This window comes from Rheinheimera texasensis (assembly GCF_964031785.1).
In the GTDB taxonomy this organism is placed as follows: domain Bacteria; phylum Pseudomonadota; class Gammaproteobacteria; order Enterobacterales; family Alteromonadaceae; genus Pararheinheimera; species Pararheinheimera texasensis_A.
Window position 1 is genome coordinate 17,961 of sequence record NZ_CAXIRE010000007.1, and the last position, 23,590, is coordinate 41,550.

The 23,590-nt window shown below is 54.6% G+C and carries 17 protein-coding genes; 10 read left to right on the forward strand and 7 right to left on the reverse strand.

The genetic code is table 11. The features are described 5' to 3' along the window. Window positions 1-176: 176 nt before the first annotated feature. A complete protein-coding gene (locus tag ABNT34_RS00750) occupies window positions 177-1,997 on the forward strand; it encodes a DUF885 domain-containing protein (protein WP_348727876.1) in 1,821 nt (606 codons plus the stop codon). 80 nt (window positions 1,998-2,077) lie between these two features. On the opposite strand, the gene ABNT34_RS00755 is transcribed toward ABNT34_RS00750, so the two are convergent. After that, a complete protein-coding gene (locus tag ABNT34_RS00755; RefSeq protein ID WP_348727878.1) occupies window positions 2,078-3,001 on the reverse strand; it encodes a LysR family transcriptional regulator in 924 nt (307 codons plus the stop codon). 151 nt (window positions 3,002-3,152) lie between these two features. Between ABNT34_RS00755 and hutH the strand changes: the two genes are divergently transcribed. From hutH to ABNT34_RS00780, 5 genes are all read left to right on the forward strand, one after another. After that, entirely contained in the window at window positions 3,153-4,667 is a 1,515-nt protein-coding gene (gene hutH / locus ABNT34_RS00760; RefSeq protein WP_348727880.1) for a histidine ammonia-lyase, read from the forward strand. A gap of 14 nt (window positions 4,668-4,681) precedes the next feature. Further along, entirely contained in the window at window positions 4,682-6,682 is a 2,001-nt protein-coding gene (locus ABNT34_RS00765; RefSeq protein ID WP_348727882.1) for a urocanate hydratase, read from the forward strand. Between the two features lie 167 nt (window positions 6,683-6,849). Next, complete coding sequence (locus ABNT34_RS00770) at window positions 6,850-7,224, forward strand: PA2779 family protein (RefSeq protein ID WP_348727884.1); 375 nt, start codon at window positions 6,850-6,852, stop codon at window positions 7,222-7,224. Between the two features lie 5 nt (window positions 7,225-7,229). Further along, a complete protein-coding gene (locus tag ABNT34_RS00775) occupies window positions 7,230-8,294 on the forward strand; it encodes a PA2778 family cysteine peptidase (protein ID WP_348727886.1) in 1,065 nt (354 codons plus the stop codon). Window positions 8,295-8,493: 199 nt separating this feature from the next. Beyond that, window positions 8,494-9,243, forward strand: coding sequence for an SDR family oxidoreductase (locus tag ABNT34_RS00780; RefSeq protein ID WP_348727888.1), 750 nt, complete (start codon window positions 8,494-8,496; stop codon window positions 9,241-9,243). A 41-nt stretch (window positions 9,244-9,284) separates the two neighbouring features. On the opposite strand, the gene ABNT34_RS00785 is transcribed toward ABNT34_RS00780, so the two are convergent. Beyond that, window positions 9,285-10,199 carry a LysR family transcriptional regulator gene (locus tag ABNT34_RS00785; protein WP_348727890.1) on the reverse strand — a complete coding sequence of 305 codons (915 nt, stop codon included), beginning with the start codon at window positions 10,197-10,199 and terminating at the stop codon, window positions 9,285-9,287. A 131-nt stretch (window positions 10,200-10,330) separates the two neighbouring features. Between ABNT34_RS00785 and ABNT34_RS00790 the strand changes: the two genes are divergently transcribed. From ABNT34_RS00790 to ABNT34_RS00805, 4 genes are all read left to right on the forward strand, one after another. Then, a complete protein-coding gene (locus ABNT34_RS00790) occupies window positions 10,331-11,095 on the forward strand; it encodes an SDR family oxidoreductase (protein ID WP_348727892.1) in 765 nt (254 codons plus the stop codon). A 127-nt stretch (window positions 11,096-11,222) separates the two neighbouring features. Beyond that, a complete protein-coding gene (locus ABNT34_RS00795) occupies window positions 11,223-12,674 on the forward strand; it encodes an ATP-binding cassette domain-containing protein (RefSeq protein ID WP_348727894.1) in 1,452 nt (483 codons plus the stop codon). A gap of 186 nt (window positions 12,675-12,860) precedes the next feature. Next, the gene (locus ABNT34_RS00800) at window positions 12,861-13,739 is read left to right on the forward strand and encodes a PhnD/SsuA/transferrin family substrate-binding protein (RefSeq protein WP_348727896.1); all 879 of its coding nucleotides are present in this window, start codon (window positions 12,861-12,863) and stop codon (window positions 13,737-13,739) included. A gap of 192 nt (window positions 13,740-13,931) precedes the next feature. Next, window positions 13,932-14,630: a hypothetical protein gene (locus ABNT34_RS00805; RefSeq protein ID WP_348727897.1), complete on the forward strand. Its 699-nt coding sequence runs from the start codon at window positions 13,932-13,934 to the stop codon at window positions 14,628-14,630. A 53-nt stretch (window positions 14,631-14,683) separates the two neighbouring features. On the opposite strand, the gene ABNT34_RS00810 is transcribed toward ABNT34_RS00805, so the two are convergent. The 5 genes from ABNT34_RS00810 to ABNT34_RS00830 all read right to left on the reverse strand — a co-directional run bounded on the left by ABNT34_RS00810 (window position 14,684) and on the right by ABNT34_RS00830 (window position 23,521). Further along, a complete protein-coding gene (locus ABNT34_RS00810; protein WP_348727899.1) occupies window positions 14,684-15,667 on the reverse strand; it encodes an HD domain-containing phosphohydrolase in 984 nt (327 codons plus the stop codon). Continuing rightward, window positions 15,664-18,996 carry an MHYT domain-containing protein gene (locus ABNT34_RS00815; protein WP_348727901.1) on the reverse strand — a complete coding sequence of 1,111 codons (3,333 nt, stop codon included), beginning with the start codon at window positions 18,994-18,996 and terminating at the stop codon, window positions 15,664-15,666. Before ABNT34_RS00815 ends, ABNT34_RS00810 begins: the two co-directional genes overlap by 4 nt. Window positions 18,997-19,132: 136 nt before the next feature. Beyond that, complete coding sequence (locus ABNT34_RS00820; RefSeq protein ID WP_348727903.1) at window positions 19,133-19,840, reverse strand: SDR family oxidoreductase; 708 nt, start codon at window positions 19,838-19,840, stop codon at window positions 19,133-19,135. 85 nt (window positions 19,841-19,925) lie between these two features. After that, on the reverse strand, window positions 19,926-20,537 hold the full coding sequence (locus ABNT34_RS00825; protein WP_348727905.1) for a TetR/AcrR family transcriptional regulator: 612 nt from the start codon (window positions 20,535-20,537) through the stop codon (window positions 19,926-19,928). 116 nt (window positions 20,538-20,653) lie between these two features. Beyond that, entirely contained in the window at window positions 20,654-23,521 is a 2,868-nt protein-coding gene (locus ABNT34_RS00830; protein WP_348727907.1) for a diguanylate cyclase, read from the reverse strand. Window positions 23,522-23,590: the final 69 nt, after the last annotated feature.

A 23,590-nucleotide genomic window follows, 5' to 3' on the forward strand; every position in this document is an offset into this window, starting at 1 on the left:
CTTATCCGGTTTCCCTCGCAAAACCAAGATATATCTCCCTATCACCAATGCGCTCAACGCCAGGCTGCTCAGGTTGGTCTTTGCTGAGTGGCGCCTGGGGCCGTAGTAAGGTAAAACAAACAAAAAACACCAATTCCAGTGGCCTGTGAGGCTGCTGCTCCAGGTTCGGAGGCGCCATGCCAATCCCTTTTCCAAGCAATAAAATTATGACCGCAATGATGTTAGTGCTGTGCCTGCAAGGCCAGGCCTTTGCGCTTGAAGCTGCTGCCGGCAATTCCGCTACACCTGTCACTGCAGCCACAGCCAGCGCTGCGCAACAGCTGCAACTCATCATCGACGAGCACTGGCAGTACAGTTTGCGCGAAGATCCAATCACCGCCGGCCGAATGGGCGTGGCGGGATTTAACGACCGTTTGCCGGGCGTGAGCGCCACAGACCGGGCGCGGCGGTTGAAGAGTGAACAGCAGTTTTTACGCCGGCTGGACGCTATCAAGCCGGACCTGTTAACCGACGCAGAGCGCATTAATCATCAGCTGCTCAGCTGGGTACTGAAGAATTCGATTGATGCCAACCAGCTGTTTTTAGACCGCATTCCGGCTAACACATTTTACAGTTTCTGGGGCTCAGCGCTGGATGCCAGCAGCGGGCTTTCGATGCATAAAGTGCAGGATTACCGTGATTACATCAGCAGGATCAAAGACTTTGGCCGCTATTTTGACGAGAACATCGCCAATATGCGCCTGGGCATCAAAGACGGTTTTGTGTTGCCGAAAATCGTGGTGCAGGGCATAGCACCGACGGTGCGGGCGCTGGTGTACAGCGACCCGACTAAAAGCAGTTTGTATGAACCCTTCAGTAAGCTGCCGGCCAGCTTGAGCAAAGCGGAACAACAACAGCTGCAACAAGACGCCAGAAAAGCTATTACTGAAGTGGCGATGCCGGCATTTGCCCGGGTTGCTGATTTTCTCGAAGGCGATTATTTAACAGCGGCGACCACCAGCCTTGCCGCAGAACAGATGCCAAACGGCAAAGCCTATTATCGTCATACCATCCGCACTTATGTCACGGCCGATATCGACCCGGCGCAGATCCATGCCACCGGTCTTGCCGAAGTGAAACGCATCCGTACTGAGATGGATGCACTGATTAAAGAAACCGGCTTTGAAGGCAGTTTTGCCGAATTCACCAGTTTTTTGCGCACAGACCCGCAGTTTTACGCCAAAACGCCGCGTGATTTGTTAAAAGAAGCCTCATATATCGCCAAACGTATTGACTACCGTCTGCCGGAATTCTTTGGCAAGTTACCGCGCATGCCATATGGCGTAGTGCCGGTACCAGCGGAAATTGCACCGAATTACACCACGGCTTCTTATAACTCCGCCGCTATTGGCGGCACGCGGGGCGGGGCTTATTGGCTGAATACCTTTGCGCTTGATCAGCGGCCTATGTATGAACTGGTGGCGCTGACCTTGCACGAAGCGGTACCAGGGCATCATCTGCAAAGTGCTATTTCGCAGGAGCTGGAGGATGTGCCGCAATTTCGCCGCAACTTGTATTTAAGCGCTTATGGCGAAGGCTGGGGCCTGTACGCCGAACGGCTTGGCGTGGAGATGGGTGTCTATGAAAATGCTTATCAGCAGTTTGGCCGGCTGAGTTATGAAATGTGGCGCGCCTGCCGGCTGGTGATAGACACCGGCATCCACGCCAATGGCTGGAGCCGGCAACAGGCGCTGGATTTCCTGGCGCAAAATACCTCGTTATCACAGGCCAATGTGCGGGCTGAAGTTGACCGTTATATTTCCTGGCCGGGTCAGGCGCTGTCATACAAAATGGGCGAAATCAAAATCCGTCAGCTGCGCGCGAAAGCCGAACAGGCACTGGGTGATAAATTTGACCTGCGGGCTTTCCATGATGCGTTGTTGGCCAACGGTGCCTTGCCGCTGGAAGTCCTCGAAGCTGAGATGGACCGCTTTATTGCCAAAGCTAAATCGCGTTGAATAACAGAGTCAGGCCGCCTGAGCCTGGTTTTTTCACGCCCTGGCCGGCACTGCCGGTCAGGGTAAAGCCTTATTTGCTGTTAATTCTTGTTGCTGATCGCGCTGAATTCTGCCGGATGACATCCTTTGATCACCTCAATTGTCGCCTGCGCCAGCGGCGATGCGCTGTTGCTTTTCGAGGTGATCAGCATCACCGGGATCTGATAGCGGTATTTCTGCGGCAGGATAGCGCGGAACAGGCCTTTGTCGACCCAGTAGTTGGCGTAGTGCTCGGGTAAATAGCCGATAAATTGCCCTGACAAAATCAAATGGGCGATGCCTTCGTCGTGATAGGCGCTGGCGCTGTTCTGGTAGTTCAGGCCGTCATTGCGACTGTCTTTGTCGCGCAGGTAATTACTGCTAATGACTTCAGCTTGTGGCAATAACTCGCTGATTTTATTTGCATCACAGTCAAACAGTGGATGGCCTTTACCGCAGTACAGGTAGTTGGTCTCGTTATGCAGCGGCACATAATCCAGGCCGCGGATCTGATGGCGGCTGACACCGATGCCCACCAACGAGCGGCCATTGGCGACTGATGTTTCCACCTCGCGCGCTTCGCAGACATACATTTCAAACTGCAGATTACTGCTTTTGGCTTTAAGCCGGGCTATTGCCTGAGCCACGCCGCAGCGCGGGTCGCTGACCAGCGTATCGATAATGGCAATAGTGACACGGCCGGATAACTGATGTTTGGAACCGGCGACCGTGCTGGCGAATGTCTCACACTGCTGCAGTAATTCCAGTGATGCCTGATAGGTGATACGGCCGGCGTCGGTCAGTTCAAAACCGCTGCGGCCGCGTTTACAGAGCTTGAGGCCCAGCCTGATTTCCAAATCCGACAAATGTGTGCTGATAGTCGAACGGCCAATATTTAAGCGCGACTCGGCCGCCGACAGCCCGCCACATTCGACGATAGTGACAAAAATCCGCAACAAGCGTAAATCGACGTCCTGCACCTGCATCAGTTTGTCACCTTTTTGGCTGGATATTAGTTCGATAAAACCGGAATGAGTTACGATTATTATGTATTTATAAAACATCAGGCGCAAGCTAGCATCTGCTTATCGCTTGCCTCACCGGCAGTAGCAGTTTCAGCAATTTTTGGAGTTTACAATGGCATTTCATTACGGCATTGATCAGCTGGATTTAGACACAGTCAACGGTATAGCCACTGGCCGCATCCCGGCATTATTAAGCGAAGCGGCAGTAGCGAAAATCAACCAAAGCCGCGCTTGTGTTGATGTGATGGCGGCATCTGACAAAGCTATTTATGGCATCAACACTGGTTTTGGTCCTTTGTGTGACACGCAAATTTCCCCGGCTGAAACGGCACTTTTGCAGAAAAACCTGCTGATCACGCATGCCGTTGGTGTCGGTGAACCTATCGCCAAAGCTATCTCCAAACTGATGTTGATCACCAAAGTGCATGCGCTGTCGCAAGGGTTTTCCGGTGTGCGGCTGGCAGTGGTCGAACGCATGCTGAAATTTATCGAGCTGGATTTAATTCCGGTGGTGCCGGAGCAGGGTTCAGTCGGCGCGTCCGGGGACTTGGCGCCGTTGTCGCATTTATTCCTGCCTTTAATTGGCGAAGGTGAATTCTGGGCCAAAGGTGACAGCAAAGACATCATTCCGGCGGCACAGGCCTTAGCCGAGCATGGTTTAACTCCACTGGAATTGCAGGCCAAAGAAGGTTTAGGCCTGATTAACGGCACCCAGTTTATTTTGTCGCACGGCATCACCGCTTTGACCAAAATGCAGTATCTGCTGGACTTAGCTGATGTGGCAGGCGCCATGAGTATCGAAGGCATGCAGGGCAGTGGTTCACCGTTTCGGCCTGAACTGCATGAAATCCGCCCTTTCCCTGGCAATATCGAAGTAGCAGCACGGATGCGCCGGTTGTTTAAAGATTCACAAAATATGGCGTCGCATACTGGCTGTGCCCGCGTGCAGGACCCTTATTCACTTCGTTGTATTCCGCAAGTGCATGGCGCTTCGCGTAACGCTTTTAACCACTTAAAACAGCTGGTTGAGATTGAGATGAACTCAGTCACCGACAACCCGATTGTCATCAGCTCAGAGGAAGCATTATCCGGTGGTGGTTTCCACGGCCAGCCGCTGGCGATGGTGCTGGATTACACCTCGATTGCCGCTGCAGAGCTTGGCAATATTTCTGACCGTCGCTGTTATCTGCTGCTGGAAGGCCTGCATGGTTTACCACGCCTGCTGACCAAAGCCGGTGGCCTCAACTCCGGGATGATGATCCCGCAGTACACCACGGCTGCACTGGTGACAGAAAACAAATCTCTGTGTTTCCCACCGTCTGCCGACAGTGTGCCAACGTCGATGGGCCAGGAAGATCACGTGTCGATGGGCAGTATCTCTGGCCGTAAACTGAATCAAATCCTCGGTAATTTAGAGAAGATTTTAGCCATTGAGCTGATGTATGCCGCGCAGGCGCTTGAGTTCCGCCGGCCGAACCGCTGTTCAGATTTAATCGAAGAAAATCATGCGATTATCCGCGCCAAAGTCGCCAAGCTGGAAGAAGACCGTCTGCTGAAGCCGGATATTGACGCGATGATCAAGCTGGTGCGTACTCAGGCCTTCCGCGTCAACTTTGCGCTGAACTAATAAAGGATATCGCGATGAATTTTCAGGAACAAATCAAACAAGGTATTCCGGCCACGCTGCCTGCGGCTAAACCTTATCCGGTAGATGCCAATCGGGCGCCGAAGCGCAAAGACATTTTAACCAAAGCGGAAAAACAGCTGGCGGTGCGAAATGCACTGCGTTATTTCCCAAAAGAGTGGCACGCTGAACTGGCGGTTGAATTTGCCTGCGAACTCAATGATTTCGGCCGCATTTATATGTACCGCTTTAAGCCGGAATATGCCATCAAAGCGCGGCCAATCAGCGACTATCCGGCCAACTGCCAGCAAGCAGCCGCCATTATGCTGATGATCGACAACAACTTAGACCCAGCCGTGGCACAGCATCCGGAAGAGCTGATTACTTATGGCGGCAATGGCGCTGTGTTCCAGAACTGGGCGCAATATCGCTTAACGATGAAGTACTTAAGCGAGATGGCAGAAGATCAGACGCTGCATATGTACTCCGGCCACCCGATGGGCTTGTTCCCATCATCCATCGAAGCGCCGCGTGTGGTGGTGACCAACGGCATGATGATCCCGAATTACTCCAAACCGGATGACTGGGAGCGCTTTAATGCGCTTGGCGTCACCCAATACGGCCAGATGACGGCCGGCTCTTTTATGTACATTGGCCCACAAGGCATAGTGCATGGCACCACCATCACAGTGATGAATGCGTTTCGAAAAGTACTGCAAAAAGGCGACACGCCCAAAGGCAAAATCTTTTTAACGGCCGGCCTTGGCGGCATGAGCGGTGCCCAGCCTAAAGCGGGCAATATCGCCAACTGCATCACCGTTTGCGCCGAGGTGAACCCCAAAGCGGCGACTAAACGCCATCAGCAAGGCTGGGTTGACGAACTCATCGACCACATGCCGGCGCTGATTAATCGCGTTAAACAAGCGCAAGCACAGCAGGAAGTAGTGTCTATTGCTTATATCGGCAACGTCGTCGATGTGTGGGAAGCCTTTGATGCAGAGAGCATTTTTGTGCATTTAGGTTCAGATCAAACGTCCTTGCATAACCCATGGTCGGGCGGTTATTACCCGGTCGGTGTGTCTTACGATGAAGCCAACCGCTTGATCCGTGAAGAACCCGAACTGTTTAAAACCAAAGTACAAGACACACTGAAACGCCACGCCGCGATCGTGAATAAACACACCGCCAAAGGCACTTATTTCTTTGACTACGGCAATGCGTTTTTACTGGAAGCCTCGCGCGCCGGTGGTGATGTGATGGCTGATAATGGCATCGACTTTAAATATCCGTCTTATGTGCAGGATATTTTGGGCCCGATGTGTTTTGACTATGGTTTTGGCCCGTTCCGCTGGGTTTGTACTTCGGGCAAGCCGGAAGATTTGAACAAAACCGATGCGATTGCCGCCGAAGTGCTTAAGCGCATCATGCTGGAATCGCCGGAAGAAATTCAGCAGCAAATGCAAGACAACATCAGCTGGATTTTAGACGCCAAGCAAAACAAGCTGGTGGTCGGCTCGCAAGCGCGGATTTTATATGCTGATGCACAAGGCCGCGCTGAAATTGCCCAGGCCTTTAACGAAGCCATCGCCCGCGGTGAGATTGGCCCTGTGGTGTTAGGCCGGGATCATCATGATGTCAGCGGCACCGACTCACCATTCCGCGAAACCTCCAACATCTATGACGGCAGCCGTTTTACCGCTGACATGGCCATTCACAACGTCATCGGCGACAGTTTCCGCGGTGCGACCTGGGTGTCTATCCACAACGGTGGCGGTGTCGGTTGGGGCGAGGTGATGAACGGCGGTTTTGGTATGCTGCTGGATGGTTCGGCTGAAGCGTCGAAGCGCTTAAAATCGATGTTGTTTTTCGACGTCAACAACGGCATCGCCCGGCGCAGCTGGGCGCGCAACAATGAGGCCGATTTTGCCATTAAACGCGAAATGGCGCGCACACCGAAACTGCAGGTGACGCTGGCTAATCGCGTCGACGACGAACTGCTAAACCAGTTGCTGTTTTAACAGCTGGTGCTTTGCTAAAACCAGAGCGGCAATAAAAACTTTATTGCCGCTTGCAGTGCCGCAGGGCATCTTTTACTCTGCCCTCAGGCCCTGCCTGACGACGGTAGGCCAAAGCTGTTTCAACTGACCATTTGTTCAGTGCAACTCTCTGCAAAAGGATATAGATGATGAATAAATTATTAAAAGTCAGTCTGTTGTGTCCGATGTTTCTGCTTGGCATGCAGCAGGCCTCCGCCGCAGCCTTTAGTTCTGGCCAGGTGATGGCCGAGCAGCAGTACCAGTTTAACCAGCAACAAGTGTTGGCCTTTGTTGACCACGCCGAAGTGCAGCAAAAACTGCAGGAATTGGGTGTGAGCCCAGCGGATGCCAAAATGCGCATCGCCAGCATGACGGCTGAAGAGCTGAACGCGCTGAATACTCAAATGAACGAGATGCCGGCCGGCGGTATCGTCGGTGCTGTGATCACAGTGCTGGCGGTGGTGGCTATTCTTGACCTGCTGGGCGTGACGGACGTTTATCCCTTTATTCGCCCGATCCGTTAACTGCTTTGCAACTGGTTAATCGGCGCCTGTCGACGGCGCTGTGCCTGCTGGTGGCGCTGTTACTGGCGGGCTGTCAGACGCCGCCCCAAACCCGGCAGCTGCTGGATAAGCCGCCGGCGGTGCCGCGCCAGCATCTGATTGCCGGCGTGCCGTTTTACCCGCAGCAGGACTATTTCTGTGGCCCGACCACGTTAGCCGAAGTTGCCGGTTTTTATGGCAAACCGCAAGATCCGGCCGCGATAGCGCCGCAGACTTTTATCCCCGAACTGCAGGGCAGCCTGCAAATAGAAATGGCGGCGGCCACCCGGCAACTGGGGCTGCTGGCTTATGCCCAACGCGGCAGCATGCAGCAGTTACTCAGTCTGGTGGCCGACAACATGCCGGTGATAGTGCTGCAGAATAATTCCATCAGCTGGTGGCCGCAGTGGCATTATGCAGTGGTGATTGGTTATAACCTTGCTGACGAAACTCTCACTTTGCATACCGGCGTGACGCCAAACTATCAACTGGATTTCGCCACTTTTGAACGCACCTGGCAGCGCGGTGCCTACTGGTTGCTACTGATGTTGCCAGCGGATAAAACCAGCCCGCAGCTTGACCCGTTTTTGTATACCAAGGCGGCGCAGGATTTACTCAGTACGCAGCAACACCAGAGCGGCAGCGCCAGTGAAATCGCGGGTGTCAGTGCGCTGCAAAGTGCCACAGCGCAGTGGCCGGATTATTGGCTGCCGTATTTTTTGCTTGGCAATCATTACAACGATAACCAGCCAGCCATGGCAATGCACTGGTTTGGCAAAGGTCTGGGTGCCGCTCGCCAGCAAATTGCTTATCTGAACAATTATGCCTTGCTGCTGAGCGCGCAGGGCTGCCCGGACGTCGCCACAGCCTTGTTGGACGAAGCGCTGCGCCTGGCGCCGCAGAATGCCAATTTGCTTGATAGCCAACAACAGATCCGCCAGAACGCTGGTACCGCTAAAGCTGGCGTCAATAAGTCCCATAGTCAGGCCAATAGTCAGGCGGTGCAGTGTCCTGCCATAACGTCTGTAAATAATCTCACCAACCATCAATAACAACTGTGGCTGCATTCAGTGCAGCATCTACCACCAATCATTCATAAAAGCTGAATCTATCATCAACATTCACCCCTTTGTTTGATTTTTGCTGATCTCATATCTTGTGTTCACGGCAAGCGCCGGACGAAATCAACCGGCTGTGCAGGGCAACACAAGGCCACTGTCAGCCACACCAAATCTGATGAGGAGTGTTTTTATGAACCGTTTCGCAAATAAAACAGTGTTAGTCACCGGCGGTAACAGTGGTATTGGTCTGGCTACCGCCATCCAGTACGCCAAAGAGGGCGCCCGTGTGGTGATCACTGGCCGGGATCAAGCGACCTTGGATCAGGCCAAAGCACTGATTGGTGCCGATACCATCGCACTGCAGAATGACCAGGGTAACCTGCGGGCCGCGGCTGAACTGGCGCGGACTTTAACTGCAGAAGGTATCCGGCTGGACGCGATTTTTATCAACGCCGGCGTGGCGAAGTTTGCCGCCTTTGCAGATATCGACGAAGCCCTGTGGGACCAGACCTTTAACGTCAATGTCAAAGGTGCGTATTTCACCATTCAGGCGCTGACGCCACTGCTGAACCGCGGTGCGGCCATTGTGTTAAACGGCTCCATTAACGCTCATATCGGTATGCCATCGTCTTCAGTGTATGCCGCCAGTAAAGCGGCGCTGATTTCGCTGGCCAAAACCCTGTCGGCCGAATTATTGCCGGTCGGCGTGCGGGTCAATGTGGTGAGCCCAGGCCCGGTCGCGACGCCACTCTATGGTCGCCTTGGCATGGAAGCGGCGCAGCTGGAACAAATGGCGGCAGGTATTGCGGCACAGATCCCGCTGCAACGTTTTGGCACGCCAGAAGAATTAGCCAGCACTGTGTTGTTTATGTCGTCGGCGGACTCGGCTTTTATCGTTGGCACTGAGCTAATTATCGATGGTGGTATGAGCCAGCTGTAACATAGCTGTCAGCTGATTAAACCCGGATAAAACAGCACCAGTTAAGGTGCTGTTTTGGCTTTTTCCCATGGTGGAGTACCGGCAAAAACTTCGACCAAATAATCAATCAATACCCGCACTTTCACGCTCAGATGGCGGCGACTGGGGTACATCGCCAGCACATCAATATCCGGTAGCGCAAAACCCGGTAGTAGCGGCACTAAAGCGCCGGATGCCAGATCTGGCCCGATTAAAAAACTCGGTTGCCAGATAATCCCAGCGCCGGCCAACGCCATAGCTCTGGCCGTATCACCATTGTTGGTATGAATTTTCCCCCGGACTTTCACCTGATGTGCTTTGCCGCTGCTGTCGGTGAAATGCCATTCATCGCCGGAATAGAGGTACGTAATGCATTGATGTTCGCGTAGATCGGCCGGCGTTTGTGGTGTACCGAATTGTTGCAGATAGGCCGGTGTGGCACAGAGTATATTGTGTGAACTGGCCAGTTTACGCGCGGCATGATTGACGGAGCCACTGCGCGAGATGCGGATCACCAGGTCATAACCTTCTTCAATAATATCGACAACGCGGTCAGTCAGCGTGATGTCCAGCTCCAGTTGCGGGTAGCGTTTGCTGAATTCGGGCCAAATCGGTGCCAGATGCAAAATGCCAAAACTGAGCGGTGCATTGATGCGCAGGCGCCCCCGCGGCTGCACTGCAGCAGAGGACACCAGTGCTTCGGTTTCGGCCACTTCGGCCAGAATAGTTTTGCAGCGCTCAAACAAGGCTTCACCACTTTCGGTTAATGACAGTTTGCGCGAGCTGCGATTGAGCAGCCGACAACCTAAATAGCTTTCCAAATCATTAACATAACGGGTGACATTGGCAGGCGAAGTATCAAGTAAATCGGCGGCTTTACTGAAGCTGCCTTTATTGACCACCGTCATAAATATCTCGTACGCCCTGAGTCTGTCCATCATCACTCCAGAAGTTCATAAAAGCTGAATAATAGCTACATATTTGCCGTCTGTTTCACTGAATTGCAAATCAATATGATGCGTTACAACGAAGCATCTGGCTTCGTCCAGCAAATAACGAGGATTCGATGATGAGTAAATTAACCGGTAAAGTAGCGATTGTGGCAGGTGCCAGCTCAGGCATTGGCCGGGCAACAGCGTTGTTGTTTGCCCAGGAAGGCGCGAGCGTGGTAGTGGGCGCCCGGCGTCAGGCGGAGTTAGACAGTCTGGTGGCGCAAATTAAAGCCGCTGGTGGCGAAGCGGTTGCACTGGCGGGTGACGTAGTGTCAGAAGTCTATGCCAAAGCGTTGGTGGAGTTAGCGCTGCGTCAATATGGTCGGCTCGACATCGCGTTTAACAACGCCGGCACTTTGGGGGAAATGGGACCCAGTGCTGATGTTTCGGCGCAAGGGTTTACCGACACTTTAAACACCAATCTGACTAGCGCGTTTTTAGGCGCCAAATATCAGCTGCCGGCCATGGTGCAACAAGGCGGTGGTTCGATCATTTTCACCTCGACTTTTGTCGGCTATAGTTTTGCGTTTCCCGGTGTTGCCGCCTATGCCGCCAGTAAAGCCGGTCTGATTGGTTTGACACAGGCTTTGGCCACTGAATTTGGTGCGCAGCAAGTGCGGGTCAATGCGATATTGCCGGGCGCTGTTGATACGCCGATGTATCGCCAGATGAATGACAGTGCCGAAGCACAAAGTTATATCGCCAATCTGCACGCGTTAAAACGGGTGGCGACACCGGAAGAGCTGGCGCGCTCGGTGTTATATCTGGCGTCTGACGATTCGTCTTTTGTCACTGGTACGGCCTCGCTGGTTGATGGCGGGGCGTCGATTAGCCGCAGCTGATTTTGCAGGGACTGTTGCACCGCAGGTGTTGCCGGGAAGCCGGCAGCCCCGAAGGAAGGTTCCATCGGCGTGGCATTCCGGCTAAGCTGCAGCTTTCTGCTGTTCATCGCGCAACTGAGTTTTTCTGATGCTGATTTTCCAACAATGCCAGTTTTTATTGGGCCAACACCATCAGGTGCAGGTCCCGCAGTTGCAGCTTGCCGCCGGCCAGCACTGTGCCATTTTGGGGGCCAATGGCAGCGGCAAATCGGCGCTTGCTGCCGTGATGGCCGGGCAGGCGCAACTGCTTGCCGGGGAATGCACTTTGCCAGCGCGGATCAGCTGGGTCAGCAGTGCGCAACAACAGGCACTGATTGAAGCGGAGCGACGTAAAGGCGATGCCGATATTCTCGATGTAGAAGTGGACCCGAGCAGCGCCCGCGACATTCTCTGCCGAGACCATCAGCATTGGTCAGCGGCGCAGGAGCAGCAATTACAGCAGCTGGCCGGCATGTTGCGTTTGCAGGAACGTCTCGACACGGCCTTTCTGGCGCTGTCGACCGGCGAAACCCGCAAGTTATTATTAATCAAAGCGATTTTACAAGCCCCCGAACTGCTGGTGCTGGACGAGCCCTTTAATGGCCTCGATGTCGACGCTTGTACCGCGCTGCAACTGCTGCTGGCGGAATTGCAGCAACGCATGACTTTAGTGCTGGTGTTAAACCGGCTCAGTGAACTGCCTGATTTTACGCAAAAAATTCTGTATCTGGCGCATGGTGAGATCGAATGGCAATCGGCCGACACTGGCATCAGCGCCGTGGAGCTTCATGAACTGGCACAGCTGAATCAGCTGCAACAAGCGCCCGGGCCTTTGCCGGGTAAGGACCGGGATCGTTTTACACCGGCACTGGCAGAGCAGACTTTAGTGCGGCTGCGCCAGGGCAAAGTGCAGTATGGCGAGCGCGTGATTTTTCAGAGCCTTAACTGGCAAATTCAGCGCGGTGAACACTGGCAAATCACCGGGCCGAATGGCTCGGGCAAAACCTGTTTATTGCAGATGCTCAGCGGCGACAATTCACATTGTTACACCAATGACTTACAGGTGTTTGGTTATCAGCGCGGCAGTGGCGAAAGTATCTGGGATATCAAACAGTATTTGGGGCTGGTGTCGAACAGTCTGCAGTTGCAATACCGCGTCGGTTGCCCGGTATTGCATGTGGTGTTGTCGGGTTTTTACGACAGCATTGGCCTGTATGACCAGCCGTCAGCGCTGCAAATCAAACTGGCGCTTGAGTGGCTGGCGTTGATTGGGTTGGAGGCAAAAGCCAAAGACTCGTTCCAGTCGTTGTCGTTTGGCGACCAGCGGCTGGTACTGATAGTGCGGGCTATGGTGAAACACCCAACGCTGCTGATTTTAGATGAACCTTGCAACGGCCTAGACGAACTGAACCGTCTCAAAGTGCTGGCATTGTTGAGTGTATTGGCACAAAGCGGTGAATCGACCTTGTTATATGTGAATCATCATGCGGAAGACAAAATCGCCGGCATTCATCAGGTGTTGCGAATGACGGATTATCAGGTGCTGGCCGCACAGAAGTGAGCGCACAGCTCCGCTGTTCTCCCCGGATTGATGACGGCCGCTTTGTTACAAGACTCATCTTCGGTGGGGGTTGTCTGCAGATTGGTTACAAAATGCAGTGGATCTGCCGGCGAAAAGGCCGTTAAGCTGCCCGCTTTATTGAGGTGACTGCAGCTGTGGCTGCGGCGCAGATTGAGGGGGATTCAGATGTCAGAACGCAAAGTACGTCACTGGTCATTGCTGTTACACAGGTCTTTTCTGTTGCTCCTGCTGTGCTGCAGCCTGCAGAGCGCAGCCCGGCCGCTGGTAGTGGCCACTTATGCTTATCCGCAGATCAATCGTGAGGCTGCTGTCACTCCTTTGGCCACCTGGCTGGCGGCGACGCAACAGCGTGAGGTTATTGTCCAGGTTGCCCGAGATCCGGCTGAGCTGGTGTTGTGGGCGCGGCAGGGCAGTGTCGATATGGTAGTGCCGAATCTGGTGGCTTACTTGCAAATTCAGCAACAACAGCCGGCGATGCTGGATTTTGTGGTGCCGGCAGCGCCAATGCAGTCGGACAGCAAGCCTCAGTACACTTCCAGCTTGCTGGCGAAAAAACTCCCGGACTTGACCCAACTGCCATCATGGTTACAGCAAGGCCGAACCCTGACCGTCTTTGCGGTTTGGCCCGACTCGGCTTCCGGTGGCCTGATCGGCCGCGCCGAGCTGAAAACGCGACTGGCCGACCAATTTAGTCAGCTGCGCTTTGAATATGTTGGCAGCCATCAGGCTGTGTTACCGGCGCTGGGTAAAGCATCTGAAGGTCTGGCCATAGTGGCGACCGCAGCCTTACCCGCCACTTTGCCTGCCGGGATCTCGGAGATCTGGCGTTCCGCCGAATTGCCGTTTGGGCCCTTACTGTGTAACAGCCAGACGCTGCCCTGTGAGGCACTGCGGCCACGGCTGATGGCCGAGCGGGCAACGGCGACCGCCGTATTACAGGGTCTGCAGCAGGGATGGGTTGAATTCCAGCACAGCCGCACTCTGGTGACGGTTGATACCAGGCCGTATCAGGCGATACGGGCGCTGCTGGCCGAGCAAAAATAAAGCAGTTGTGTTGCCGGGACGGGGAAACCGTCAGTCGCTAACAACAGCAATCAGCTGTATACATTTTGTACATAGTATCAGGTTGCTGGTAGCAGTTGTACCGACAAAGAATTACAAAAAGCCTCCCTGGCATTTTTACAATGGCATAGCGTGGCACCATCGGGTAGCCAGCAAAGCCTGTGAGGAGCTGCAATGAAATACGCCGTTGCGTTTTGTTTGAGTGTTACGTCAGCACTGTTATTAAACGCTTGTGTCTCGACAGCCAAGATGGCGTTGCCAACGCCTGCTGTGGCTGTCGCGGAGCATCAGGTGCAAGGCGCAAATCCCTTTGCCTGGGACAAGCCACTGCAGTTCGGGACCTGGTCTACCGGTCAACTCAGTGATAAAGGCCGGTTGGATGCTGGGGTGAAAATCGGCAAGTTTGGGCTTGGCGGGACTTATCATGCAAAAAGCCTGACGACCAATACCGGCATAACCGCCAGTTGTGATGGCTGGTTGTTGCACGTCAGCAAAGGCAGCCTGGCGCTGGACCCAAGCCTTGGCAATATGCCGCTGCTGTCCTGTGTGTTTTCCGGCCAGCATCAGGGCGAATTGTCGCTGCGACAGGATAAGCTGAATCGTCTGTCGGGCCAGTTGGTCACAGCAGGTGCTGTGTACGACATCACGTCAGAGCATCAGCTGGAAGGCGGTTTGTTCAGTAGCGCGGTGCCTGTGGGATTTCATCTGAAAAAACAACAGCACCTGTTGTGGTCAGTGGAGAAAGTCAATGCCGGCCGGGTGCTGGTCTGGCAGCAAAGCCCCGCAGCCGAACAAGACCTGCTGGCGGCGGTCAGTTTTGTGTTGTTAGCGACAGATCTGGACAATCTGCAGTGGGATGATCCGGTTTCCTGAGGGCCCCATTTCTGCAGAAAGCTTATCAGCAAATTCAGGGCGGCTGGTCGTTGCTATTCAGCCCAGCGCGCTCTGATCTCCAGAATTTTCGGCAATTCCTGTTCGAGTAAATCCACCAGCTGTGGGTCAAAATGCCGGCCTTTTTGTGCCTGCAGGTGCGCCATGGTGTCTTCAATGCTCCAGGCGCTTTTATAAGGCCGGGTGCTGGTCAGCGCGTCAAATACATCGCAGAGTGCGACGATGCGTGCTTCCAGCGGAATCGCTTCACCTTGAAGGCCATGCGGATAACCGCTGCCGTCCCACTTTTCGTGGTGATACAGCGCCACTTGCTGCGCAAGTTTCAGCAGATGCGAGTCGGCGTCGCCTAAGATCTCGGCGCCAATCAACGGATGGCGCTGCATTTCTTTAAACTCGTCGTCGGTCAGCTTGCCGGGTTTTAATAAAATGTCATCGCGGATGCCGATTTTGCCGATGTCGTGCATTGGCGCGGCATGTAATAAATCTTCGGCCCGTTTTGGGCTTAAGCCATAAGCCAGCGCAATCACCTGAGAAAAATGACTCATCCGCAAAATATGCAGACCGGTTTCGTTGTCACGGTATTCGGCCGCACGACCCAGCCGCTGAATAATCTGCAGCCGGGTCTTTTTCAGCTCTTCGGCCTGTACCAGCGACAAATGGGTTTTGACGCGGGCGCGTACCACCGCCGGCGTAATAGGTTTGGTGATGTAATCGACGGCACCGACGTCAAAACCCTGAGTTTCGTCGATTTCATCGCGTAGCGCCGTGACAAAAATCACCGGAATATGGCGGGTTTGGGCGTCGGCTTTAAGCTTGGTACAGACTTCAAAGCCAGTCATCCCAGGCATCATCACATCAAGCAGCACCAGATCGGGCTGATGTTCAGCGGCCAGTTGCAGTGCTTCCAGGCCATTTTTGGCAAATAGCAGGCGGTACAGGTCATTGAGCACAGTGCGCAACACCCGCAGGTTGGTCGGTTCATCGTCGACCAGTAAAATGACCGGTAAATCCTCTGTCATACTTCCTCTCCACCTGCCAGTTGCGGCAACAGTTGCTGCAACTGTTGCTGGGCTTTACTGAAATCAAAATCATTGATGAGACTGCAGATCTGTGCGACTTCTTGCTGATACGGGCCGTGATAGGCTTCCAGTTTGGTCAGTCGCTGCTCATCCAGTTCGTGGCGTGCCAGAGCACTTTGCAGCGCCGTTAAAATCTCTGCCAACACGCTGGTGCTGGCTGCTGCCGTAGTGGCCACCGGATCGGACGATTGCTGTTGCAGCAACAGCTGGTATTCGGCATCAAAACGTGGCCAGCAGTGCAGAATTTTATGCAGCAAATCGGCGCAGCGTTGCTGCTGTTGTTGCCGCCCGGCTTGTTCCAGTTCGGCGCAGACTTTGGCTAAAGGTTCCAGCGCCAGATTACCCGCCACACCTTTGATTGCATGCGCCACTTGTTGGATGGCAGTAAAATCTTTTTGTTCCACTGCCAGCTGCAGTTGTTGCAAGGCCAGGCCTTGTTTGTCGAGGAATTGGCGCAGCGATGGCAGATAACGGCCAAAACTGCCCCACAGCTGTAAGGCTTTGCCAACATTAATCAGCTGCTCAGTGCCGGGCGCTGCGCTACTGAAGTCAGCCAGCGGCGCTTGTACCTCGAGTTGCAGCACCCGCGCCATTTCATAACAAAGCGCCGGGAAATCCACCGGTTTACTGGCAAAACCCTGCATACCAGCCTGCTGCGCAGCGGTTTTGTCTTCATCCAGCACACTGGCGGTCAACGCGATGACAGGTATGGTGCTGCGGGCTTCGTCCTGTTCCCATTGGCGCAGCTGACGACAAGCACCAAGACCATCCAGCACCGGCATCTGGATATCCATCAGGATCAGGTCCGGTTGGTGTTGTTTGGCAAGCAGAACGGCTTCAGCACCGTCGGCAGCGCTGTAGACCTGATGGCCGGCGCGGGACAATAACAGGCCGAGCAATTCCAGATTTTGCGGAATATCATCAGCGATTAAAACGCGCAGCGGCGGCAGGGCAGGTGCCTGTGAACCGTAACTGCTTTGTGCCGGGGCTTGCCCGGGGATCAGCGGAATGACAAAACTGAAAGTGCTGCCAACGCCAGGCTGGCTTTGCACCCAGATCCGGCCGCCCATCAGTTCGACCAGCTGTTTGCTGATTGTCGTGCCAAGTCCGGTGCCGCCAAAGCGCCGGCTCATCGACGAATCGGCCTGGGTGAAGGCTTCAAAAATCTGCTCCAGTCGTTGTGGCTCGATACCGATGCCGCTGTCGCGGATATCAAATTGCACCATGTTGTCTGGCATCGGCCGCACTGAAACAGTCACGCCGCCGAGCTCGGTGAATTTAATCGCATTGCCAATCAGGTTGGTCAGAATTTGCCGCAAGCGGTCGGCGGCGCCGAGGTAAAACTCGCCTAAATCCGCAGTTAGTTCCAGCTCCAGTGTCAGCTGTTTTTTCCGCGCCTGGATCCACAAGGTTGACACTACACTATCGAGCACCGCCGGCAGCGAGAAATCGTGTTGCTCCAGCTCCAGTTTGCCTTTTTCCAGTTTGGCGCTGTCGAGAATATCGTTCAGCAAATGCAGCAAGGAATGGGCAGAGCTGTGAATGGTCGACAGATGTTTTTTCTGCTCCGGCGCTAATGCTGAACTGAGCAGCAGGTCACTGAAACCGATGATGGCGTTCATCGGCGTGCGGATCTCGTGGCTCATATTGGCCAAAAAGGCGGCGCGTGCTTCGGCGGCTTGCTCGGCTTTGTCGCGGGCGTCGCGCAGTTCGGTTTCCATCTGCTTGCGCGCGGTGATGTCCATGATAAAACCGTCGAGCCACAGAATATTGCCTTGTTCGTCAAACACGGGCTCCCCTTGCTCCAGCGCCCAATGCACTGTGCCGTCGCGGTGCACAATCCGGTATTCAACATGAAAACCCCGGCGGAACATGTCCGGGTCCTGCAGTTGCAGCGCGTCGTCCGGATGGATGACCTCGACCCAGCTGCGTTTACGGTCCGGCAGCATAAAGTCACTGGCCGGATAACCGGAAATACCTTCGATGGCGTCGCTTAAAAACAACATATCCCAGCTGTCGTTAAACAGACAACGATAAGCCGCGCCGGGGATATTGCCGATCAGCGAGCGGTATTTGGCTTCGTTGTCTTTCAGTGCCTGTTCCATCTGCTGACGGGCGCGCAGGTCGGTGATAAAGGCGACAAATAAATCCTCACCGGGCAGTCGGACATGGCCTATGGCCAGCCGGACCGGCACCTGATGACCGTCTTTGTGTACGGCATTGACGTCGCGGCCCACGCCGATAATTTTCGCATCTCCGGTATTGAGGTATCGTGCCAGATAAGAATCGTGTTCACCCCGGATGGTGCCGGGCGTCAGGATATTCACGTTCTGGCCCAGTAATTCCTGCTGCCGCCAGCCGAGAATTTGCTCGGCGGCTTTGTTCATACTGAGGATCAGGCCATGCGCATCAATAGTGACAATGCCGTCAACGGCTGTATCCATCATTGCCATCAGCCGGCTTTCATTGGCCATGGCGCGTTGACTGGCGTCGCGAAACTTCAAAAGCAGATTGACCGCTACTACCAGCGCACAAATCATCAGCGTGGTGAAGGTAATGGCCATGGCGAGCTCAAGCGGTGCTTCGCCGGCTTGCTGCAGCGGGACAAAACCGGCTGGCGGCACAAAACGTGCGGCCGCCATGCCGGTGTAATGCATCCCGGTAATAGCGCCGCCCATCACCAGACTGGCGATAATCGTCAGCAGGAACGACGGAATTTGCAGACGTTTGAGGCCAAAACGCACCCACAGCGCCAGCACGGCCAGCACCACGGCCACCAAAATAGATAATAAAAACATCGGCAGGTCGTAGCGCAGTGCCACCGCCATGTCCATCGCGGCCATGCCGGCATAATGCATAATGCCGATGCCGGCGCCGACTAATAAACCACCCAATAATAATTGCGGCAGGCTCAGGCGTTTTTTACTGATGAGATCCAGCGCCACCCAGGACGCGGCGATACTGGGTAACATCGACAATAACGTCAGACCAGGTTTGTAGCTGACTTCTGTACACAGGGCAAAGGCCAGCATGCCGATAAAATGCATCGACCAGACGCCACCGCCGAGCGCAATACTGCCGCTGCCCAGCATCAGCATCCGGTAACTGCGGCGGCGGATTTTGACCGCCTGCGCCGTGACCTGCATCGCCATCGCCGAAGACAGCACGGCAATGGCAAAAGATAACAGCACCAGACCCGGGGTATAGCTGCCGCTCAGCAACAACGGATCTGCCGGATATTCAAACCACTGCGATAACCAATCTGGCAAAATCTACCTCCGCTCCGGCGCTGCTGCTGTCCGGTCCGCTGCTGACCTGATGAGCGACATCATCGGATAAATCCGGCACAGAAGCAAAGCCGGCCCGGCAGTTTTAGCCAGGCCGGTATTTTTTTCAGCTGGTTGGTTAATGGGCTATGGGTAACAGGTAAATATCCGGATAACCAGACAGGGCGCCGTGCACCTGACGGGTCACATCATCAGCCAGGACCTGATGTGCACCTTGTTCGAGGCCAGCAAAAGTCGCCTCGACTACGCTGGAAGGAGAGACTTTGGGCACTTCGAGGTCTTTGGTTAAATCGGTATCGATAAAACCGACATGCAGGCCCAGCACTTGGGTCTGTTGCGCCTGTAATTCCTGGCGCAGCGCGTTGGTCATAGACCAGGCCGCTGATTTGGTGACTGAATAAGTCGCCAGCAAAGGACCGGTGATCCAGCTGGCAATCGACAGCACATTGATAACAGCGCCACCGCCATTGGCAGCCAGCACCGGCGCAAAGGCCTGGCTCAGCCGCAGCGGACCAAACACATTCACCTCCATCTGGCGCTGTAACATTTGGTCCGCTTCCGGCGACAAAATCCCGCCAGTTTCGGCGATGCCGGCATTGTTAATCAGCAGGGTGATATCCGGGTGGTCCTGCGCGACTCTGGCGATATCCACCGGATTGGTGACATCCAGTTGCAGCGGGATCACGCCTGGAATGTTGATACTGGCCGGATTGCGGGCCGCTGCGTAGACTTTGCGTGCGCCGGCGGCTACGGCTTGCCGGGCAAACTCCTGACCTAAACCACGATTGGCGCCTGTAACCAGTACCACGGCATTTTTAAGTTTCATTGCTATATCCTCAATTTAATATGATGCTTATCATATTTTTAAAGTCAGCTGCGGGCAGACATTGTCCGCATGCGATTGGTACTGCTTAGTTCAAGACCTGCGCCGGGGTAGCCGGGACAGAGTCAGATAAAAACATCTTGCACAGCTGCTGGCGCGTTCTGGCCAATAACGCCGGCGCTTCGGTTGCAGGTAAAGTTCTGGCGAGCTGTAAAGCACCGACCATGGCACTGGCCAGCAAAAAAGCCTGATCTGCATTGAGACGCCCTGCACCAGCACGCAATAAACGCTGGATCAGGTCTGCCACAGTCTGAGTCGCAACCGTTTGGCCGCTGGCGTCGAGCCGGTGAAACTCGGAACTGAGCGCTGCCACCGGACAACCCAAGCCTTGTGGGCTGGCGGCCAGATGTTGCTCCGACAGATACACATCGAGAAAACGCTGTAATGCCGGACTGTCGCTGGTCGGTTGTTGCGCAGTGGCAGCCAGCAAATCCTGACTTTCCTGCCGGGCATAATCCAGCGCTTCGGCTAACAACGCATCCCGATTGGCAAAATGGGCATAAAAACCACCGTGAGTCAGACCGGCCTGTTTCATCAGGTCGGCGACTGCCAGCGCTTCAAAACCATCTTTGCGGATCATCCGGGCGGCGGTGCTCAGAATTCGCTGATGGGTTTGTTCTTTTTTGCTGAGGTTAGCCATGCCGGTTTTTGCTCTGTCTGGTGCAGTGAATTAATATGATGATCATCATATTTTAAGATTGGCGAAAAAGCAAACAATTTTTTCGGCAAGGGCAGGGACGCTGGTGATAGGGCAATTTAGGGGCTGGCCAGCACCACCTGGTCGCGGCCCTGCGCTTTGCCCTGATACAGCGCCAGATCGGCGGCTTTCACCGCCTGTTCCAGCGCGTCTGGTTGCAGGGCTACGCTGCTGAGACCAAAAGTGGCGCTGAGCGGCACCGGTAGTATCGGTATTTGTAATTGCCGGATGCCGAGGCGCAGCTCTTCCACCAAGCGACTGGCCTGTTGCAGGTCAGTTTGTGGCATTAACAACAAAAATTCTTCGCCGCCCCAGCGGGCGATCAAATCCTGAGCGCGCAGGCGCTGTTTCAGATAAGCCGCTACCGCTTTGAGCACAGCATCGCCGCTGTCATGGCCATGTAGATCATTGATCTTCTTAAAGTGATCGATATCCATCAACACTAAAGTCAGGGCGGATGGCGAGCGGCTGCGTTGCGCCTGTAACAAGGCGGCTGCTGCATATAAGGCGCGCCGGTTTAACAGACCGGTCAGACTGTCGGTGTTGGACAGTAATTTCAGCTGCTGGTTGGCCAGTTCCAGCTCGGCGGTGCGCTGTGCCACCAGCCGGTCGAGAGTGGCGGCGCGTTGTTGTAAGCGCCGGGTGCGTAAATGATACAGAAGCCCCAAAACCAAGGCCGTGCTGACACTGATCAGCGCAATGCCAAGCGGCCGTTGCCAGAATGGCACCGGCACCTGCAGCAACAAAGGCCGGGTTTGCACAAACTGGCCGCCAGCCTGCGCCATCACTTCCAGCCGGTGTTGGCCCGGACTGAGCTGACTTAAGGTTAATACCGCATGTTCACCTAATGCGGTCCAGCGTTGCTCCGCTTGCCAGCGGAAAAAATATTGCACACGCAAGTGAGACTGGAAGGTCAGCAATTTAAACTGCAGCTGCAGCTCTTCAACTTTTTCCGGTAACAGGATGCTGCCGTTGGTATCTGCGACATGAAATAGCTGCCGGTTCAGCCGCATGCTGGTCAGATGTAACTGCATCGAAGTCGGTACCGCTGTCATGTCAGCCTGACTCAGCTGCCACAAACCAGTGCTGGTGGCGAGCTGCACCTGATCGCCATCAAGCGGGCTGATCCCTTTGAGCTGGGCGCTACTGAGATCCAGCCCCGGCCGCGGGGCAAACAGATGTAAATTGCTGCCATCCGGGCTAAAACTGAGTACACCATTGCGCGTCAGTACCCAAACAAACTGCTCAGTGCGGGTAATGCCGATCACCCTAGGGTCCGGCAGGCCTTCGGTATGACCGAGCAGAGTTTGAGTCTGCAGGTCTTGCTGCAGCCGGATCAAACCTTTGTCAGTGCAAAGCCACAGCGAGTCCTGCACCGGTAACATGCATTGGAAATAACCTGTGGCCAGTTGATGGTCCGGTTGCCAACGCAAGGTGATTTTGTCGGCCTCCCCCTGATACAACTTACCCTGCCGGCTTAATAACCACAGCCGTTGCTGCGCATCGGTCTGAATATCGACAATCCCTTCCTGCGCCTGGATATCGGTTTGCAGCTGCACCGCCTGCCAGTCTGCGACCGGCTGTGTGGCGGCTTCAGCGCCAATGCGGTATACACCTTGTTGCCATAACCCCAGCCATAATGCGCCGTCTGCGGCAATGACCATGCGTTCGATATTCAGAGGTTTGCTGCTGATTTGCAGCGCTACCGGCACAAACTGGTTGTCGTTGTTGAGCACAAATAACCCCTGATCGGTGGCAGCCAGTGTATAAGCGCCGAATTGCACCACATCGCGTACATAGGCCACAGGGCTTGCGGCAGCGAAAGTCAGCTCACGCCATTGGCCTTGATGCAGCTGCAACAGCGATTTCTCCAGTGCTTGCCAGCGGGTATCAGTTTTAGACGGCGGCCCGAGCCGGTGTGGTTGTTTCGGATTTAAAAAAGTGCTGATGGTTGGTTCAACCGGTCGGATCGCCGGAGCTGGTAACATTTGCAGGCCGTTATTCCGGCTGGTCAACCAGATTTGGCCACGCCGGTCACGGAAGATTTTGCGGATGTCGACAGCGCTTTGCAGCAGTTCGGTGCTCAGCTTGCCGCCGGACAGGTTTAACCGGAACAGACCATCGATCGAGCCCAGTAGCCAGCTGCTGGCGGATTCAGCCAGGATGGTGTTGGGATTACCAAACCCGGTATGTAGCACCTGATCAGGCCGCGACAAATCCAGTAAATATAAGTGGGTGCGCAGTCCGACGAACAAATGCTGGCCTTGCACGGCGATGGCCCGGATCTCCTGATCCCGGAATTCAGCCTGTTGCAGCCATTCGCCTTGTGCCAAAGGGTCGGCTGGCAAACGATACAGGCCTTTGGAGGTGGCGACCCACAAGGTGCCGTCGTCCTGTTCGGTCAGTTGCCAGATCCGCTGGCCGGCGAGCGGCTGCCACAGCTCTGCTTGCAGACTGTCCGGGTTTAACTTATACAACCCGTCGGTAGTACCAATCCATAACACCTGACTTTGGCTCAGAAACAAGGACTGGATACGGGCTTCGGTTGGCAGTGATGAGTTGATGTGCTGCCAGTTTTTACGCTGACTGTCGAGCCGCCACAGGCCATTGCCCCAGGTGCCAACCCACAGTTGATTGTGTATATCGCTGACCACCTGACTGAAACTGACGGCGCGACGCGGGCCCGGTGGCATAAAACGCAGATATTCCTGGCTGTCATAGCGCAGCAGCCCTTCAAATTCAGCAGCCAGCCAAAGAAAATCCTGCTGATCCTGAGTGACGCCGTACACAACGCCCGGTACGTTCTGCGGCAGTTCCACTACTGTAGCCGGCGACGTATTCGCTGCAGCCTCAACCGAATTCAGCCAACCGCCACACATCAAGGTGAGCAGCAGCATCGCGTAAGTCAGGCGCTGTAACCAATGCAACAAAATTCACCATGATGAGGACAAAAGGTTAATGTATCTGAAGCAGCATGTTTTTTCCACTGCGCCCGC